Genomic DNA, 15,437 nt, shown 5'->3' on the forward strand with positions numbered 1-15,437 from the left:
GGCCGCCGGCCGTGGCGCGGCCCGTGGAGCCGCCCGTGAACCGCCCCTACCGGGGACCCGGTGGAAAAAGGGCTCGCGCCGTCCCCCGAACTGCCGCAGCATCGACGGGTGCGGCCCCGCCGCCCGCCGCGGCGATCACGCTCGCGGCGTACCCTGGTGCCCCGGAGAGACCGAGCGGCACACGAGACCACGGATGGGATGAGGCAGGCCCCAGCGCCGACCTATGAGTGACACATCGCAGACCCGTACGAACGGACAGTCGCGCCCCGAACCGGCCGACGACGGCCGCGTCAGCGCCCGGATCGTCATCCCCGAGAAGCACCCGATGGTCACCCTGCTCGGCACGGCGGACTCGCTGCTGCGCGTGATCGAGCAGGGCTTCCCCGCCGCCGACATCCACGTCCGCGGCAACGAGGTGACCGCCACCGGGGAGCGGGCCGAGGTCGCCCTCGTCAAGAAGCTCTTCAACGAGATGATGCTGGTGCTGCGCACCGGCCAGCCCCTGACGGAGGACTCCGTGGAGCGCTCCATCGCCATGCTCCGCAGCCAGGACCCGGACAGCCCGGCGCCGTCCGAGGTGTTCACCGCGAACATCCTGTCCAACCGCGGCCGCACGATCCGCCCCAAGACCCTCAACCAGCAGCGCTACGTCGACGCGATCGACAAGCACACGATCGTCTTCGGCCTCGGCCCGGCGGGCACCGGCAAGACCTACCTGGCGATGGCCAAGGCCGTCCAGGCCCTGCAGGCCAAGGAGGTCAACCGGATCATCCTGACCCGCCCGGCGGTCGAGGCGGGGGAGCGGCTGGGCTTCCTGCCCGGCACCCTCTACGAGAAGATCGACCCCTACCTGCGCCCGCTGTACGACGCGCTGCACGACATGATGGACCCGGACTCCATCCCGCGCCTGATGGCGGCCGGCACCATCGAGGTCGCGCCGCTCGCGTACATGCGCGGCCGCACCCTCAACGACGCCTTCATCATCCTGGACGAGGCCCAGAACACCTCGCCCGAGCAGATGAAGATGTTCCTCACCCGCCTCGGGTTCAACTCCCGGGTGGTCGTCACCGGCGACACCAGCCAGATCGACCTCCCGGGCGGCACCAGGAGCGGCCTCAAGGTCGTCCAGGAGATCCTGGCCGACGTGCCCGACATCCACTTCTCCGTCCTCACCAGCACCGACGTGGTCCGCCACAAGCTGGTCGGCCGGATCGTGGACGCCTACGAGCGCTGGGACGCCCGTCAGGAGGCCGAGGAGACCTCCCCGGCCGCCCGCAAGCCCGCCCAGCGGCGCCCGGGCAAGACGACCACGCCCCGCGCACCCCGACAGTCCCATCGCACCGAAAGCTGAGCACACAGCCCGTCATGTCGATCGACATCGCCAACGAGTCCGGTTGGGACGCCGATGAGGAAGCCATCCTCGACGTCGCCCGCTTCGCCCTGGACAAGATGCGGATCCACCCGCAGTCCGAACTGTCCGTGATCCTGGTGGACGGTGCGGCGATGGAGGAGCTGCACATCCAGTGGATGGACCTCCCCGGGCCCACGGACGTGATGTCCTTCCCGATGGACGAGCTGCGTCCCGGCAAGGAGGGCGAGGAGCTCCCGCAGGGCCTGCTCGGCGACATCGTGCTCTGCCCCGAGGTCGCCGAGCAGCAGGGCAAGGCCGCCCCCTCCAAGCACTCCATGGACGAGGAGCTCCAGCTGCTCACCGTGCACGGCGTGCTGCACGTCCTCGGGTACGACCACGAGGAGCCGGACGAGGAGGAGGAGATGTTCGCCCTCCAGAAGCGCATCCTGGACGACTGGCGGGCGGGCCGCGGCCTCGGCGGCATCTCCCCGGCCCCCACCACCCACTGAGCGCGGAGCCCGAACCCCTGTGAGTGGTGAGAGTACGAGCTTCATCCTGGGTGCCGTGCTGCTCGTCGTGCTCGGCTGGCTGGCCGCGTGCGCCGAGGCGGGCATCTCCCGGGTCTCCCGGTTCCGGGCGGAGGAGGCCGTGCGGGTCGGCCGGCGGGGCTCCGCCCGGCTGCTGACCCTCGCCTCCGACCCGATCCGCTACCTCAACCTGGCCACCCTGATCCGGGTGGCCAGCGAGATGGCCGCGGCCGTCCTGGTCACCGTGGTGTGCGTGCGCAACGTGACGCCGACCTGGCAGGCCGTCCTGCTGGCGTTCGGCGTGATGGTGCTGGTGTCCTTCGTCGCGGTGGGGGTCTCGCCGCGCACGATCGGGCGCCAGCACCCGCTCACCACGGCGACCGCGGCCTCCTTCGTGCTGCTGCCGCTGGCCGCCGTGCTCGGGCCGATCCCGCGGCTGCTGATCCTGCTCGGCAACGCCCTGACCCCGGGCAAGGGCTACCGGGAGGGGCCGTTCGCCTCCGAGGCGGAGCTGCGGGCGCTGGTGGACCTCGCCGAGAAGGACGACCTGATCGAGGACGAGGAGCGCCGGATGGTGCACTCGGTCTTCGAACTGGGCGACACCATCGTGCGCGAGGTGATGGTGCCGCGCACCGACCTGGTGATGATCGAGCGGCACAAGACCGTCCGGCAGGCGCTCACCCTGGCGCTGCGCTCGGGCTTCTCCCGCATCCCGGTGGTCGGCGACAACGAGGACGACGTCGTCGGCATCGTCTACCTCAAGGACCTGGTGCGGCGCACCCACATCAACCGGGAGGCCGAGGCCGAGGAGGTCGGCGCGGTGATGCGCCCGGCCGTCTTCGTCCCCGACTCCAAGCCGGCCGGCGACCTGCTGCGCGAGATGCAGCAGCGCCGCTCGCACGTGGCGATCGTGATCGACGAGTACGGCGGCACGGCCGGCCTGGTCACCATCGAGGACGTCCTGGAGGAGATCGTCGGCGAGATCACCGACGAGTACGACCGGGAGATCGCGCCGGTCGAGGACCTCGGCGACGGCTCGTACCGGATCACCGCCCGGCTGCTGGTCGAGGACCTGGGCGAGCTGTTCGGCATCGAGCTGGAGGACGAGGACGTCGAGACCGTCGGCGGCCTGCTGGCCAAGCACCTCGGCCGGGTGCCGATCCCCGGCTCCGCCTGCGAGATCCCCCTCCCGGAGCCGGCCGACGACGGCCTGACCGGCATCCTGCTGACCGCCGAGTCCTCGGCGGGCCGCCGCAACCGGATCGGCTCCATGGTCGCCGCCCCGGTCCGCGCGGGCGACGAACCGGCCGGCCCGGCGGGCGAGTAGCGGGTGGGCGGTCGCCGAGCGACCATGGAGGGCATGACGCACAAACTTCGCGCGGAGTACGGCCCGCAAGGGGCGGCCGGCGGAGCCAAGTCCTGGCACGTGGTGCGGGACGAGGACCTGTCGGTGGCGCTCTGCGGGCGCACGATGTCCGACGAGGCCGAGACGCGGCCCGAGCAGGAATGGGGCACCGGGTTGCGGTGCTGCCAGCAGTGCGGCTCGCTGTACATGCACGAGACGCCGCACATGCAGGGGAGCCATCCGTACAGCTAGGGCGTGGCCTTGGAGGTCGCCATGAAGCTGCAAGACGAACTGCCCGTCGACAACCGGCTCGCCGTGGTGTGGCGGATCGGGGCGGGGCTCGGGGGGATCTTCCTGATCGTGTTCGGGTGCCTGGGGCTGGCCGACCACTCCGGCTTCCTGTCCACCCACGGTGACCGGGTCGCGGGGCTGTCGACCAACGGCGCGCTGAGCATCCTGTCCATCGTGGTGGGCGCGGGCCTGGTGGTCGGGGCGGTGATCGGCGGGAACTTCGCGTCCAACCTCAACATGGCGGTGGGCGTCCTGTTCGTCGTGTCCGGTTTCTACGGCCTGACGGTGCTCGGGCGGCCGGACGCCAACATCCTCAACTTCCGGATGTCGAACGTGCTGTTCGCGTTCATTTTCGGGGTCGTCCTGACGACCTTCGGGATGTACGGCCGGGTGAGCGGCCACCTGCCGCACGACAACCCGTTCTGGCGGGAGCGCGCCGAGCGGGAGGAGCCGTTGCCGTCCGGGCCGAAGACCTTCGTCAAGGTCCTCAACCCGAACCCGGGCCGCACCCACCCGGTCGGCCACTGAGGGGGAAGGGGTGCCTATGCTCGGCGGCATGAGTGACATCGTCGAGCTCGACCCCGAGGACAAGAAGATCATCACCCTGGCCCGCTCGGCCCGCGCCCGCAACGGCGTCGCCGAGGGGGCCGCGGTGCGTGACGAGACCGGCCGCACCTACGTGGCGGGGACGGTCGCGCTGGAGTCGCTGCGGCTGAGCGCGCTGCAGACGGCGGTGGCGATGGCGGTGGCCAGCGGCGCCAGGTCGCTGGAGGCGGCGGCCGTGGTGAGCGAGGCGGAGCAGCCGGCCGAGGCGGACCTGGCGGCCGTGCGGGACCTGGGCGGGGCCGGGACGCCGGTGCTGCTGGCCGGTCCGGACGGGGCGCTGCGGGTGGCCGCGGAGGCGCGCTGAGGCCCCGCTGAGGCCCGTTGAGGCCCGCTGAGGGGCCTCGTGGGGGCCTCGTACGGTTGGCGGCCCGGCGTCTTGCCCCGATCGGCTCAACGGATAATCTCACCGGGGGAGTGGACTCGGTGAGGGGGCTGGGGCATGGGGGCGGTGGCGTTCTTCGCCGGGCTGCTGCTGTTCGTGATGGGGCTCGGCAAGTGGCAGGAGACCGGGTCGCAGGTCTGGCTGTTCGGCTCGCTCGGCTTCCTGCTGGTCCTGGTGGTGGTCTCGCTGATCCCCACGAACGGCAAGGGCGGGAAGTAGGCCCCGGCGCCCCCTCGGGCGACCCGGGACGGCGGGGCTCCGGTGATCAGGGAGAATGGAGCCCATGAATGCCCCTTCCTCCTCGTACCGCTCCGGGTTCGCGTGCTTCGTCGGCCGGCCCAACGCGGGCAAGTCGACCCTGACCAACGCCCTGGTGGGGACGAAGGTCGCGATCACCTCCGACCGCCCGCAGACCACCCGGCACACCGTCCGCGGCATCGTGCACCGCCCGGACGCCCAGCTGGTCCTGGTCGACACCCCCGGCCTGCACAAGCCGCGCACGCTGCTCGGCGAGCGCCTCAACGACCTGGTCCGCACCACCTGGGCCGAGGTCGACGTGATCGGTTTCTGCCTGCCCGCCGACCAGAAGATCGGCCCCGGCGACAAGTTCATCGCCAAGGAGATCGCCGGGATCAAGAAGACCCCGAAGGTCGCCATCGTCACCAAGACCGACCTGGTCGACTCCAAGCGCCTGGCCGAGCAGCTCATCGCCATCCACCAGCTCGGCGTCGAGCTGGGCTTCGAGTGGGACGAGATCATCCCGGTCTCCGCGGTCGGCGACAAGCAGGTCGAGCTGGTCGCCGACCTGCTCACCAAGCTGCTGCCCGAGGGCGGCCAGCTCTACCCGGACGGCGACCTCACCGACGAGCCCGAGCAGATCATGGTCGCCGAGCTGATCCGCGAGGCCGCACTGGAGGGCGTGCGCGACGAGCTGCCGCACTCGCTGGCCGTCGTGGTCGAGGAGATGCTCCCGCGCGAGGGCCGCCCGGCGGACCGCCCGCTGCTGGACATCCACGCCAACGTGTACATCGAGCGGCAGAGCCAGAAGGCGATCGTGATCGGCGCCAAGGGCGCGCGGCTCAAGCACGTCGGCACCACCGCCCGCAAGCACATCGAGGCCCTGCTCGGCACCCCGGTCTTCCTCGACCTGCACGTCAAGGTGGCCAAGGACTGGCAGCGCGACCCCAAGCAGCTGCGCAAGCTCGGATTCTGAGCGAGGGCTCCCCGCGGGGGAGTTCACCCGATCGAGGGCCCGGCCGGACGCACCCCGTCCGGCCGGGCTCTCGCCCTTTCCCGGCTCCGGCCCCGGGCCCGCGCTACGCGCCTTCGCGCAGCACCAGGGACACCAGCTCCCGCTGGGAGTCGGTGAGCTTCGGGTCGGCGCAGTAGACCGTCCGGCCGTCGACGGTGATCTCGTAGTGGAAGCCGTCCGGCACCCCGTACGACGGGGCGCGCAGCCCGCCCGCGACGGCCTCGCGGGCGAGTGCGTGGACGTGGGGGGCGTCCGTGCGCTCGGCGGTGTCGAGTTCCGCGTGGCGGACGATTCCCGCGAAGCCGCCGGTCCGGGTCACCTGGATACGCATGGTGTCCATGGTGCTACGCAGGGATGGGATTCGCCGGACTTTTCCCGGACCGTGACCTTAAGCCCGTCTCAACCCGGTCTCAACCGCCGTCGGGCGCTACGGCGGGCCCGCCGTAGGGCGTGCTGCAGCAGCGGGTCGTGCGGCGGTCACCCCGGGCTGATCCCGACCTGCGCCCAGGAGGCGGTGACGGTGTCCGCGATCGAGGACCGGCCGGGGTAGCGGGCCTTGGCGGCGGCCACGGTGGCCCGGGCGAAGGCGGTGAAGTCGGCGTCGGCGGGCAGCGTGCGCCCGGTCAGCGCGTCGTACCAGATCCGCCCGGCGCGCTCCCAGGCCGAGCCGCCGAGGGCGGTGGCCAGCAGGTAGAACGCGTGGTTGGGGATGCCGGAGTTGATGTGCACGCCGCCGTTGTCCTCGGCGGTGTGCACGTAGTCCCGCATGTGCGCGGGCTGCGGGTCCTTGCCGAGCCGGGGGTCGTCGTAGGCGGTGCCGGGGGCCTTCATCGAGCGCAGGGCCACGCCCTGGATGCCGGGGGCGAGCAGTCCGGCGCCGATCAGCCAGTCGGCGTCGGCGGCGCCCTGGTGCAGCGCGTACTGCTTGACCAGCGAGCCGAAGACGTCGGAGACCGACTCGTTGAGCGCGCCGGGCTGGTCCTGGTAGTCCAGCCCGGCGGTGAACTGCGTGACGCCGTGGGTGAGTTCGTGGCCGATGACGTCGATGCAGGCGGTGAAGTCGCCGAAGATCTCGCCGTCGCCGTCGCCGAAGACCATCTGGTGGCCGTTCCAGAAGGCGTTGTCGTACTTGCGGCCGTAGTGGACGGTGGCGTCCAGCCGCAGGTCGTGGTCGTCGATCGAGTGCCGGCCGAAGGCGTCGGCGTAGAGCGCGAAGGTGGCGCCGAGGCCGTCGTAGGCGTGGTTGACGGAGGCGTCGGAGACCGCCGCCCGGCCTTCGGTGCGCACGGTGCGGCCGGGCAGCCGCTGGCTGTGGTCGGCGTCGGAGATCACCCGGTTGAGGCCCGGGGCGCCACCGGTGGGCGGGGGCGGGGAGAGTCGGGCCGCGCGGTGCGCGGCGTCCGGCGCGAGGGAGTGGACGGCGGCTTCGTGACCGGCCTCGGCGAGGCGGTCGAGGACGTACGGCGGGACGATCGCGCAGATCGGAACAGCTGCAGTCATGTCGCCCAGGGTGAGGCTTCGGTGACCGGATGTCACCCCCTTGTCATGACCGGGTGGCGTCTCAAGGGGTGGAACGGAAGCCCGGATCACTTCGGGGGCGCGCGGTGCTGGGTTACGCTGGGTTCCATCATGCGCAACGGGCTGCTTCTTCTTAGCTGCCGCGTCGAGGGCCTGTAGTCCACAGGGGCCGGCTCCCTCGCCGCGGGGAACGAGCTGTGCGCGGATTCGGCGATCCAACGGCGGGTCGCGAGCGGCAGCAGAGGCCGGCCAGTCGGTGTTCACCCCTCCCGACGCCCGCTACCTAAGCATCCACAGGAAGCCGAGAGTCACCTCCATGACCGAGCAGACCTCCGCCGCGTCCATCCCCGCCGGTCGCGCCTTCGTCGACCGTCCCACCCCGATCACCGCCGCTTCCGTGCGCCAGCAGCCCTCCGGCATGCGGTACGGGCGCTACCTGCCGTTCGGCGCCGTGGAGCTGCCGGACCGCACCTGGCCGAACACCGTGATCAGCAAGGCGCCGCGCTGGCTCTCGACCGACCTGCGGGACGGCAACCAGGCGCTGATCGACCCGATGTCCCCGGCCCGCAAGCGCAAGATGTTCGACCTGCTGGTCGCCATGGGCTACAAGGAGATCGAGGTCGGCTTCCCGTCCTCCGGCGCCACCGACCACGCCTTCGTGCGGTCGCTGATCGAGGAGGGGGCGATCCCCGAGGACGTCACCATCTCGGTGCTGACGCAGGCCCGCGAGGAGCTGATCGAGAAGACCGTCGAGTCGCTGGTCGGCGCTCCGCGCGCGACCGTCCACCTGTACAACGCGACCGCGCCGCTGTTCCGCCGGGTGGTGTTCCGCAACGACCGGGCGGCCACCAAGGCGATCGCCACCGAGGGCACCCGGCTGGTGATGGAGTACGCCGAGAAGCTGCTGGGCGAGGACACCGTCTTCGGCTACCAGTACTCGCCGGAGATCTTCGTCGACACCGAGCTGGACTTCGCGCTGGAGGTCTGCGAGGCGGTCATGGACGTCTGGCAGCCGGGCGAGGGCCGCGAGATCATCCTGAACCTGCCGGCCACCATCGAGCGGGCCACCCCGAACGTCCAGGCCGACCAGTTCGAGTGGATGTCGCGCAACCTGTCGCGCCGCGAGTTCGTCTGCCTGTCGGTGCACCCGCACAACGACCGCGGCACCGCCGTCGCCTCCGCCGAACTGGCCTACATGGCGGGCGCCGACCGCATCGAGGGCTGTCTGTTCGGGCAGGGCGAGCGCACCGGCAACGTCGACCTGGTGACGCTGGGGATGAACCTGTTCTCGCAGGGCATCGACCCGCAGATCGACTTCTCCGACATCGACGAGGTGCGCCGCACCGCCGAGTACTGCAACCAGATGGAGGTGCACCCGCGCCACCCGTACGCCGGCGACCTGGTGTACACCTCCTTCTCCGGCTCGCACCAGGACGCCATCAAGAAGGGCTTCGACGCCCTGGAGGCGGACGCGAAGGCGGCCGGAGTACCGGTGGAGGAGCACACCTGGGGCGTGCCGTACCTGCCGATCGACCCGAAGGACGTCGGCCGCACCTACGAGGCGGTCATCCGGGTCAACAGCCAGTCCGGCAAGGGCGGCGTCGCGTATGTCCTGAAGAACGACCACAAGCTGGACCTGCCGCGCCGGATGCAGATCGAGTTCTCCCGGATCATCCAGGCCAAGACCGACGCCGAGGGCGGCGAGGTCACCCCGGCCGAGATCTGGCGGGTCTTCGAGGACGAGTACCTGCCGACCACCGGCAACCCGTGGGGCCGGCTGGCGCTGACCGGCTCGCGCACCCTGACCACCGAGGACGGCCGGGACGCGCTGACCGCCGAGGCCGTGGTGGACGGCGTGCCGGTGGCGCTGAGCGGTACCGGCAACGGCCCGGTCTCGGCCTTCGCGGACGCGCTGGCCCGGATCGGCTTCGACGTCCGCGTCCTGGACTACGCCGAGCACGCGCTGAGCGAGGGCGGCGACGCCCAGGCCGCCGCGTACGTCGAGTGCGCGGTGGACGGCCAGGTGCTGTGGGGCGTGGGCATCGACGGCAACACCGTGCTGGCCTCGCTGAAGGCGATGATCAGCGCCGTCAACCGGTCGCAGCGCGGGTAGTTCGTACGAGTGGCACGCGGCGGGGCCGTCCTGCGGGGCGGCCCTTCGCCGTGCCTGCGGGCCCCCTGCGGGGCACTGCCGGGGCCGCTGTGTCCTGCGCCACATTTTTTGGGATCGGAAGCCGTTCGAGGTGCTGACACGTGCCGGTAACCGTGGCAACATCGATCCACCGGCAGGCCGGGTCGGTGGGACGGCCCGGTGTCCGGTCGCGTGACCTGCCCATCGTCGAGCAGGCCGCCTGCCATGTCTGGGGAGTGGCGCCGTGACCAGGTTGTGGGGTGTTCGCCCGCGGTGGCGGACTGACGTTCTCGGTGACTTCTTCTGCCCGGGCTGCGGCGGGGACCGCAACTACCGCCGGCAGCACGGCCGGCGGTGGCTGCGGTTGCTGGGGACCCCGGTGCTCCCGCTCGGACCGGTGATCGGCAGCGTGCAGTGCACCAGCTGCCACGGCCGGTACGGCGTCGAGAGCCTCGAACAGCCGACCTGCGTCCGCCTCGGCGGGATGCTGCGGGACGCCCAGTACACCATCGCGCTGGCCCTGCTCGCGGCCGGCGGCACCGCCCACCGGGCGGCCCGCGACGCGGCCTGCGCGGCCGTGCGCGACGCCGGGTTCGAGGACTGCGGCGAGGCCCAGGTGCTGGCCGCGCTCGCCGCCCTCTCCGGGCTCGGCGGCGAGCTCTACGACGCCCACGGGATGGCCGGCGGCCTGGCCGTGGAACTGCACGCGGTGCTCGAACCGCTCACCCCGCACCTCGCCCACCAGGGCCGCGAACGGCTGCTGCTGCAGGGCGCCTCGATCGCCCTGGCCGACGGGCGCTACCTGCCGCAGGAGCGCGAGGCGCTGGCCGCGGTCGGGCGCTGCCTGGACCTGCCGCAGACCCGGGTCGGGGCGCTGCTGGAGGCGGCGACCAGGACGCCGTACCAGTAGGCCCGTCCCGTCGGCCGTCATGTCACCGGCGCCTCGTGCGCCCTGCGCCACCCGCGCCTCCCGTGGACCATCTCCGGAATCCCCCACAGAACGGGCCCCGAACCCCACACTCCGGGCCCGCCGTGACCCGCACCGCGGTGGCCCCCCACGGCCCCGGTGCGGGCAACACGGCTGTCCGTCGCGGTCCGCGGCTGGGGGACAATGGACCGCATGAGTCTTTTCCGGGACGACGGCGTCGTGTTGCGGGCGCAGAAGCTCGGCGAGGCCGATCGGATCATCACCCTGCTGACCCGCCAGCACGGCAAGGTGCGGGCGGTGGCGCGCGGGGTGCGGAAGACCAAGTCCAAGTTCGGTGCCCGCCTGGAGCCCTTCTCGCACGTGGACGTGCAGTTCTTCAGCCGGGGGAGTGAGTTGATCGGCCGCGGGTTGCCGCTCTGCACCCAGGTGGAGACCATCGCGCCGTACGGCGGTTCGATCGTCACCGACTACGGCCGCTACACCGCCGGCACCGCGATGCTGGAGACGGCCGAGCGCTTCGCCGAGAACGAGGGCGAGCCCGCCGTCCAGCAGTACCTGCTGCTGGTGGGCGGGCTGCGGACGCTGGCGGCGGGGGTGCACGAATCGCACCTGGTGCTCGACGCCTTCCTGCTGCGCTCGCTCGCGGTGAACGGGTACGGCGCGAGCTTCACCGACTGCGCCAAGTGCGGCCTGGAGGGGCCGAACCGTTTCTTCTCGCTCCCGGCGGGCGGGGTCCTCTGCCCGGACTGCCGAGTGCCCGGATGTGCCGTACCCTCCCCTGAGACACTGGTACTGCTCGGGGCGCTGCTGTCAGGGGACTGGCGGACGGCCGACGCCTGCGAGCCCCGGTACTGGCGGGAGGGCAGCGGCCTGGTCGCGGCCTATCTGCAGTGGCACCTGGAGCGGGGCATCCGCTCGATGAGATACGTGGAGAAGTGAGCACATGGCAGCGCGACGGCTCTTCGGCGGCGGCAAGCAGCGGGCGTACGCGCCCCCGACCCCGCACCCCAGCGGTGCACAGCCCCCGAAGATCCCCGGCGAGCTGGTCCCCGGCCACGTCGCCATCGTGATGGACGGCAACGGCCGCTGGGCCAAGGAGCGCGGGCTGCCCCGCACCGAGGGCCACAAGGTCGGCGAGTCGGTGGTGCTGGACGTCCTCGCGGGCGCCATCGAGCTCGGGGTCAAGAACATCTCGCTGTACGCCTTCTCGACCGAGAACTGGAAGCGCTCGCCCGACGAGGTGAAGTTCCTGATGAACTTCAACCGGGACGTCATCGCCCGCCGCCGCGAGGAGATGGGCGCGATGGGCGTGCGGATCCGCTGGGCCGGCCGGATGCCCAAGCTGTGGAAGAGCGTCGTCCAGGAGCTGCAGGTCGCCGAGCAGCACACCAAGGAGAACGACGCCGTCACGCTCTACATGTGCGTCAACTACGGCGGCCGGGCCGAACTGGCGGACGCGGCGCAGGGGATCGCCCGTGACGTCGCCGCCGGGAAGCTGGACCCGAAGAAGGTCAACGAGAAGACCCTCGCCAAGTACATGTACCACCCGGACATGCCGGACGTGGACCTCTTCCTGCGCCCCAGCGGCGAGCAGCGCACCTCCAACTTCCTGCCCTGGCAGTCGGCTTACGCCGAGTTCGTGTTCCAGGACGTGCTCTGGCCGGACTTCGACCGCCGCGACCTGTGGCGCGCCTGCGAGCAGTACGCGATGCGCGACCGGCGCTTCGGCGGGGCGATCCCGAACGAGCTGCCCGCCCCGCGGCCGTCCCAGCGCTGAGGGCCGTACGGCGACGCGGAAGGACCCACCGGGCAGATCCCGGTGGGTCCTTTCCGTTGCCGCCTCGCGGCCGGCCGGCTCAGGCCTTCTTGGCGCACTCCGCGCAGGTGCCGAAGATCTCCAGCGTGTGCGCGATGTCACTGAAACCGTGCTCGGCGGCGACCGAGTTGGCCCAGCGCTCCACCGCCGGGCCCTCCACCTCGACGGTGGCGCCGCAGTGCCGGCAGACCAGGTGGTGGTGGTGCCCGCTGCTGCACCGGCGGTAGACGGCCTCGCCGTCGGCGGTGCGCAGCACGTCCACCTCACCGGCGTCCGCGAGCGACTGCAGCGTGCGGTACACCGTGGTCAGACCGACGGAGTCCCCGCGGTGCTTGAGCAGGTCGTGGAGCTCCTGCGCGCTGCGGAAGTCCGCGATCTCGTCCAGGGCGGCCGAGACGGCGGCACGCTGCCGGGTCGAGCGGGCGCGCGGCGACGGGCCTGCGGTGGTCACCGTGGGTCCTCCTGGGGTCGTGGGCGTCTCGCACATCATTGTGCCAGCCCGGCCCGCCGCTCAGGTGTGGTCGTGTCGGAGGAAGTCCGCTCCGGCCCCTGGACCGGCGGTCGGCCGTCGCAGACCTTCGGTCCGTGCTCGGTGTTCCCGCGGTGCCGGCGCCGGGCGAGCGGTGCGGCGAGCGCGCTGAACACGGCGAACACCGCGATGGCGAGCAGCACGATGGCCGGGCCGGAGGGCACGTCGAGGTGGTAGGAGCCGGTGACGCCGGCCAGCGAGACGACCACGCCGAGCGCGATCGAGGCGGCCTGGGTGGCGGCGAAGGAGCGGGTGAGCTGCTGGGCGGCGACCACCGGGACCACCATCAGGGCGCTGACCAGCAGCAGCCCGACCACCCGCATGGCGACGGTCACGGTGACCGCGGCCATCACGGCGAGCAGCAGGTTGAGGGTGCGCACCGGCAGTCCGGTGACCCGGGCGAAGTCCTCGTCCTGGCAGATCGCGAAGAGCTGGCGGCGCAGGCCGACGGTGACCGCGATGACGACCGCGCCGAGCACCGCGATCGCGGCCAGGTCGGCGGGGGCGACGGTGAGGATCGAGCCCCACAGGTAGCTCTCCAGCGAGCCCGAGCCGGCCTCGGCGGAGAGCGAGACGAGCAGCTTGCCGCAGGCCATGCCGCCGTAGAAGAGCATCGCGAGGGCGATGTCGCCGCGCTGGTTGCCGCGCGAGCGGACCAGCTCCATGGTGACGGCGCCGAGCACGCAGACCAGCACGGCCATCCAGACCGGGCTGGTCTGGAAGATGAAGCCGAGGCCGACGCCGGTCATCGCGACGTGGCCCATGCCGTCGCCCATCAGGGCCTGGCGGCGCTGCACCAGGTAGATGCCGACGGCCGGGGCGGTGATCCCGACCAGGACGGCGGCGAGCAGGGCGCGCTGCATGAAGTCGTAGGACAGCATCTCGGTCATGCGAGCAGCCTCGGCGGGGTCAGGTCGGCGTGCGGGTGGACGTGGTCGTGGCCGGGCAGCGCGTGCAGGCCGGTCTCGGGGACGGGCGGGCCGTCGTGGGCGACGCAGCCGTCCCGCAGGACGACGGTGCGGTCGATCAGCGGCTCCAGCGGCCCGAGTTCGTGCAGGACGAGGAGGACGGCGGAGCCGCGGCCGACCTCGGAGCGCAGGGTGTCGGCGAGCACCTGCTGGCTGGCGGCGTCCACCCCGGCCATCGGCTCGTCCATGATCAGCAGGTCGGGGGAGCCGACCAGGGCGCGGGCGATCAGCACCCGCTGCTGCTGGCCGCCGGACAGGTCGGCGACGCCGTCCCCGGCCCGCTCCAGCATGCCGACGGCGGCCAGCGCGCGGTCCACCGCGGCGCGGTCCTTGCGGCGGAACGGCAGCAGCCGGTGCTGCGGCAGCCGTCCGGTGGAGACCACCTCGCGCACGGTGGCCGGGACGCCGGAGGCGGCGGTGGTGCGCTGCGGGACGTACCCGATGCGGTGCCAGGCGCGGAAGGAGCCGTACGGGGTGCCGAACAGCTCCAGGGTGCCGTGCTCCAGCGGGACGGAGCCGATCACGGTCTTGACGGTGGTCGACTTGCCGGAGCCGTTGGCGCCCAGCAGGGCGACGACCTCGCCGGGCTGGACGGTGAGGTCGACGCCGCGCAGCACCGGCCGGCCGCCGCGCGAGGCGACGGCGTCACGGAGGCGGACGGCCGGGGGTATCGGGTGCGTCATGGTGCTTCCCGTCAGCTGGTGGCGGCAGGGGTGGTGGCGTCGGGGGCGCCGGTCGGGGTGGCTGCGGGGGTGCCGGCCGCGGGGGCGTCGGCCGGGGTGGCCGTGGCGCCGAGGGCGGCCTGGAGGTTGGCCAGGTTCTGCTTCATGACGGTGAGGTAGTTCTCCTTGGAGGGGTCCTTGACGCCCTCCAGCGGGTCCAGCACGGCGGTCTTGAGGCCGAGGTCCTTGGCGACGGTGTCGGCGAGCTTGGGGCTGACCAGGGTCTCGAAGAAGATCGTGGTGACGCCGTTGTCCTTGGCGGCCTTCTGCACGGCGGCGAGGCGGGCCGGGGTGGGCTCGGACTCCGGGTCGACGCCGTTGATGGCGACCTGGGTGAGGCCGTAGTGGTCGGCGAGGTAGCCGAAGGCGGCGTGGCTGGTGACGAAGGTCTTGGTCCTGGTGTCCTTCAGGCCGGCCCGGAAGTCCTGGTCGAGCGCGGTGAGCTTGGTGACCAGCTCGTCGGTGTTCTTCTTGTAGTCCTCGGCGTGGGCCGGGTCGGCCTTGGCGAACTCGTCGCCGACGCTCTTGGCGATCGCCGCGTAGCGGGTCGGGTCGAGCCAGATGTGCGGGTCGCCGGCCGGGCCCTCGTGCTTGTGGCCGTCGGCGGCGTGGCCGTCCCCGGCGCCTTCGTCGGTGCCCTCGTCGAGGTGGTGGTCGACCAGCGGGCTGGCGGCGGTGGCGTCGATCCGGTGCTTGCTGGACGACTGCGCGACGGCCTGGTCGACGGTGGGCTGCAGGCCCTTGAGGTAGATGATCGCGTCGGCCTTCTGGACGGTGCCGACCTGCTTGGCGGTGAGCTCCAGGTCGTGCGGCTCGACGCCGGCGGCGGTGAGGTCGGTGACCGCGACGTGCTCCTTGCCGATCTGCTGGGCCAGGAACTCCATCGGGTAGAAGGAGGCGACGACCTTCAGCCTGCCGTTGCCACTGTCGGCGCTGCTGCTGCCTCCGCAGGCGGTGAGGGCGAGGGCGGAGACGAGGGCGGTGGCGGCGATGGCTATGGAGGTGCGGGTACGTCGTCCGATCATCATGACAATCATTCTCATCTCACATGGAAATGATTGTCAACTCACT

Annotated in this window: 18 protein-coding genes; 12 read left to right on the top strand and 6 right to left on the bottom strand. The window is 71.8% G+C overall.

Annotation, left to right across the window (positions count from 1 at the left end):
• The first annotated feature begins 325 nt into the window (after positions 1-325).
• The 8 genes from ACYP53_RS15110 (at position 326) to era (ending at position 5,715) form a co-directional block, all read left to right on the top strand.
• Positions 326-1,351, top strand: coding sequence for a PhoH family protein (locus ACYP53_RS15110; protein WP_229928748.1), 1,026 nt, complete (start codon positions 326-328; stop codon positions 1,349-1,351).
• Between the two features lie 14 nt (positions 1,352-1,365).
• Positions 1,366-1,860: an rRNA maturation RNase YbeY gene (gene ybeY / locus ACYP53_RS15115; RefSeq protein ID WP_189917985.1), complete on the top strand. Its 495-nt coding sequence runs from the start codon at positions 1,366-1,368 to the stop codon at positions 1,858-1,860.
• Between the two features lie 19 nt (positions 1,861-1,879).
• Positions 1,880-3,205 carry a hemolysin family protein gene (locus ACYP53_RS15120; RefSeq protein WP_189917987.1) on the top strand — a complete coding sequence of 442 codons (1,326 nt, stop codon included), beginning with the start codon at positions 1,880-1,882 and terminating at the stop codon, positions 3,203-3,205.
• A gap of 33 nt (positions 3,206-3,238) precedes the next feature.
• Complete coding sequence (locus tag ACYP53_RS15125; RefSeq protein WP_189917990.1) at positions 3,239-3,475, top strand: hypothetical protein; 237 nt, start codon at positions 3,239-3,241, stop codon at positions 3,473-3,475.
• 21 nt (positions 3,476-3,496) lie between these two features.
• Positions 3,497-4,042, top strand: coding sequence for a DUF4383 domain-containing protein (locus tag ACYP53_RS15130; RefSeq protein ID WP_189917992.1), 546 nt, complete (start codon positions 3,497-3,499; stop codon positions 4,040-4,042).
• Positions 4,043-4,070: 28 nt separating this feature from the next.
• The gene (locus tag ACYP53_RS15135) at positions 4,071-4,424 is read left to right on the top strand and encodes a cytidine deaminase (protein ID WP_189917993.1); all 354 of its coding nucleotides are present in this window, start codon (positions 4,071-4,073) and stop codon (positions 4,422-4,424) included.
• A 135-nt stretch (positions 4,425-4,559) separates the two neighbouring features.
• Positions 4,560-4,721, top strand: a complete 162-nt coding sequence (locus tag ACYP53_RS15140) for a hypothetical protein (RefSeq protein WP_189917995.1) — start codon at positions 4,560-4,562, stop codon at positions 4,719-4,721.
• A 64-nt stretch (positions 4,722-4,785) separates the two neighbouring features.
• Positions 4,786-5,715 carry a GTPase Era gene (gene era, locus ACYP53_RS15145; RefSeq protein WP_189917997.1) on the top strand — a complete coding sequence of 310 codons (930 nt, stop codon included), beginning with the start codon at positions 4,786-4,788 and terminating at the stop codon, positions 5,713-5,715.
• 103 nt (positions 5,716-5,818) lie between these two features.
• Here the strand turns inward: era and ACYP53_RS15150 are convergent, their stop codons facing one another.
• Both ACYP53_RS15150 and ACYP53_RS15155 read right to left on the bottom strand, forming a co-directional pair.
• Positions 5,819-6,085: a protealysin inhibitor emfourin gene (locus tag ACYP53_RS15150; protein ID WP_189918000.1), complete on the bottom strand. Its 267-nt coding sequence runs from the start codon at positions 6,083-6,085 to the stop codon at positions 5,819-5,821.
• A gap of 146 nt (positions 6,086-6,231) precedes the next feature.
• Positions 6,232-7,254 carry a M4 family metallopeptidase gene (locus ACYP53_RS15155; RefSeq protein WP_459647655.1) on the bottom strand — a complete coding sequence of 341 codons (1,023 nt, stop codon included), beginning with the start codon at positions 7,252-7,254 and terminating at the stop codon, positions 6,232-6,234.
• 334 nt (positions 7,255-7,588) lie between these two features.
• Here ACYP53_RS15155 and leuA point away from each other — a divergent pair, with 334 nt between their 5' ends.
• From leuA to ACYP53_RS15175, 4 genes are all read left to right on the top strand, one after another.
• A complete protein-coding gene (leuA, locus tag ACYP53_RS15160; RefSeq protein WP_189918004.1) occupies positions 7,589-9,385 on the top strand; it encodes a 2-isopropylmalate synthase in 1,797 nt (598 codons plus the stop codon).
• A 262-nt stretch (positions 9,386-9,647) separates the two neighbouring features.
• The gene (locus tag ACYP53_RS15165; RefSeq protein WP_189918006.1) at positions 9,648-10,313 is read left to right on the top strand and encodes a TerB family tellurite resistance protein; all 666 of its coding nucleotides are present in this window, start codon (positions 9,648-9,650) and stop codon (positions 10,311-10,313) included.
• Between the two features lie 210 nt (positions 10,314-10,523).
• A complete protein-coding gene (gene recO, locus ACYP53_RS15170; RefSeq protein WP_189918008.1) occupies positions 10,524-11,270 on the top strand; it encodes a DNA repair protein RecO in 747 nt (248 codons plus the stop codon).
• 4 nt (positions 11,271-11,274) lie between these two features.
• Entirely contained in the window at positions 11,275-12,108 is an 834-nt protein-coding gene (locus ACYP53_RS15175) for an isoprenyl transferase (RefSeq protein ID WP_189918011.1), read from the top strand.
• A gap of 79 nt (positions 12,109-12,187) precedes the next feature.
• Here the strand turns inward: ACYP53_RS15175 and ACYP53_RS15180 are convergent, their stop codons facing one another.
• From ACYP53_RS15180 to ACYP53_RS15195, 4 genes are read right to left on the bottom strand one after another with little or no spacing between them, the layout of a single operon-like run.
• On the bottom strand, positions 12,188-12,598 hold the full coding sequence (locus tag ACYP53_RS15180; RefSeq protein WP_189918013.1) for a Fur family transcriptional regulator: 411 nt from the start codon (positions 12,596-12,598) through the stop codon (positions 12,188-12,190).
• A gap of 35 nt (positions 12,599-12,633) precedes the next feature.
• Positions 12,634-13,566 (bottom strand): metal ABC transporter permease, encoded by a 933-nt coding sequence (locus ACYP53_RS15185; RefSeq protein WP_459647656.1) that lies wholly within the window; start codon positions 13,564-13,566, stop codon positions 12,634-12,636.
• Positions 13,563-14,327 carry a metal ABC transporter ATP-binding protein gene (locus ACYP53_RS15190; protein WP_189918017.1) on the bottom strand — a complete coding sequence of 255 codons (765 nt, stop codon included), beginning with the start codon at positions 14,325-14,327 and terminating at the stop codon, positions 13,563-13,565. The genes ACYP53_RS15185 and ACYP53_RS15190 overlap by 4 nt, the downstream gene beginning before the upstream one ends.
• A gap of 11 nt (positions 14,328-14,338) precedes the next feature.
• Entirely contained in the window at positions 14,339-15,403 is a 1,065-nt protein-coding gene (locus tag ACYP53_RS15195; protein WP_459647986.1) for a metal ABC transporter substrate-binding protein, read from the bottom strand.
• Between the last annotated feature and the right edge of the window lie 34 nt (positions 15,404-15,437).

The organism is Kitasatospora sp. Ki12, from assembly GCF_054601375.1.

Bases quoted from the DNA above. Each gene is read 5' to 3' on its own strand.
- ACYP53_RS15110 (WP_229928748.1), top strand. From the start codon at position 326: ATGGTCACCCTGCTCGGCACGGCGGACTCGCTGCTGCGCGTGATCGAG.
- ybeY (WP_189917985.1), top strand. From the start codon at position 1,366: ATGTCGATCGACATCGCCAACGAGTCCGGTTGGGACGCCGATGAGGAA.
- ACYP53_RS15125 (WP_189917990.1), top strand. From the start codon at position 3,239: ATGACGCACAAACTTCGCGCGGAGTACGGCCCGCAAGGGGCGGCCGGC.
- ACYP53_RS15130 (WP_189917992.1), top strand. From the start codon at position 3,497: ATGAAGCTGCAAGACGAACTGCCCGTCGACAACCGGCTCGCCGTGGTG.
- ACYP53_RS15135 (WP_189917993.1), top strand. From the start codon at position 4,071: ATGAGTGACATCGTCGAGCTCGACCCCGAGGACAAGAAGATCATCACC.
- ACYP53_RS15140 (WP_189917995.1), top strand. From the start codon at position 4,560: ATGGGGGCGGTGGCGTTCTTCGCCGGGCTGCTGCTGTTCGTGATGGGG.
- era (WP_189917997.1), top strand. From the start codon at position 4,786: ATGAATGCCCCTTCCTCCTCGTACCGCTCCGGGTTCGCGTGCTTCGTC.
- ACYP53_RS15150 (WP_189918000.1), bottom strand. From the start codon at position 6,085: ATGCGTATCCAGGTGACCCGGACCGGCGGCTTCGCGGGAATCGTCCGC.
- ACYP53_RS15155 (WP_459647655.1), bottom strand. From the start codon at position 7,254: ATGACTGCAGCTGTTCCGATCTGCGCGATCGTCCCGCCGTACGTCCTC.
- leuA (WP_189918004.1), top strand. From the start codon at position 7,589: ATGACCGAGCAGACCTCCGCCGCGTCCATCCCCGCCGGTCGCGCCTTC.
- recO (WP_189918008.1), top strand. From the start codon at position 10,524: ATGAGTCTTTTCCGGGACGACGGCGTCGTGTTGCGGGCGCAGAAGCTC.
- ACYP53_RS15175 (WP_189918011.1), top strand. From the start codon at position 11,275: ATGGCAGCGCGACGGCTCTTCGGCGGCGGCAAGCAGCGGGCGTACGCG.
- ACYP53_RS15185 (WP_459647656.1), bottom strand. From the start codon at position 13,566: ATGACCGAGATGCTGTCCTACGACTTCATGCAGCGCGCCCTGCTCGCC.
- ACYP53_RS15190 (WP_189918017.1), bottom strand. From the start codon at position 14,327: ATGACGCACCCGATACCCCCGGCCGTCCGCCTCCGTGACGCCGTCGCC.
- ACYP53_RS15195 (WP_459647986.1), bottom strand. From the start codon at position 15,403: ATGATTGTCATGATGATCGGACGACGTACCCGCACCTCCATAGCCATC.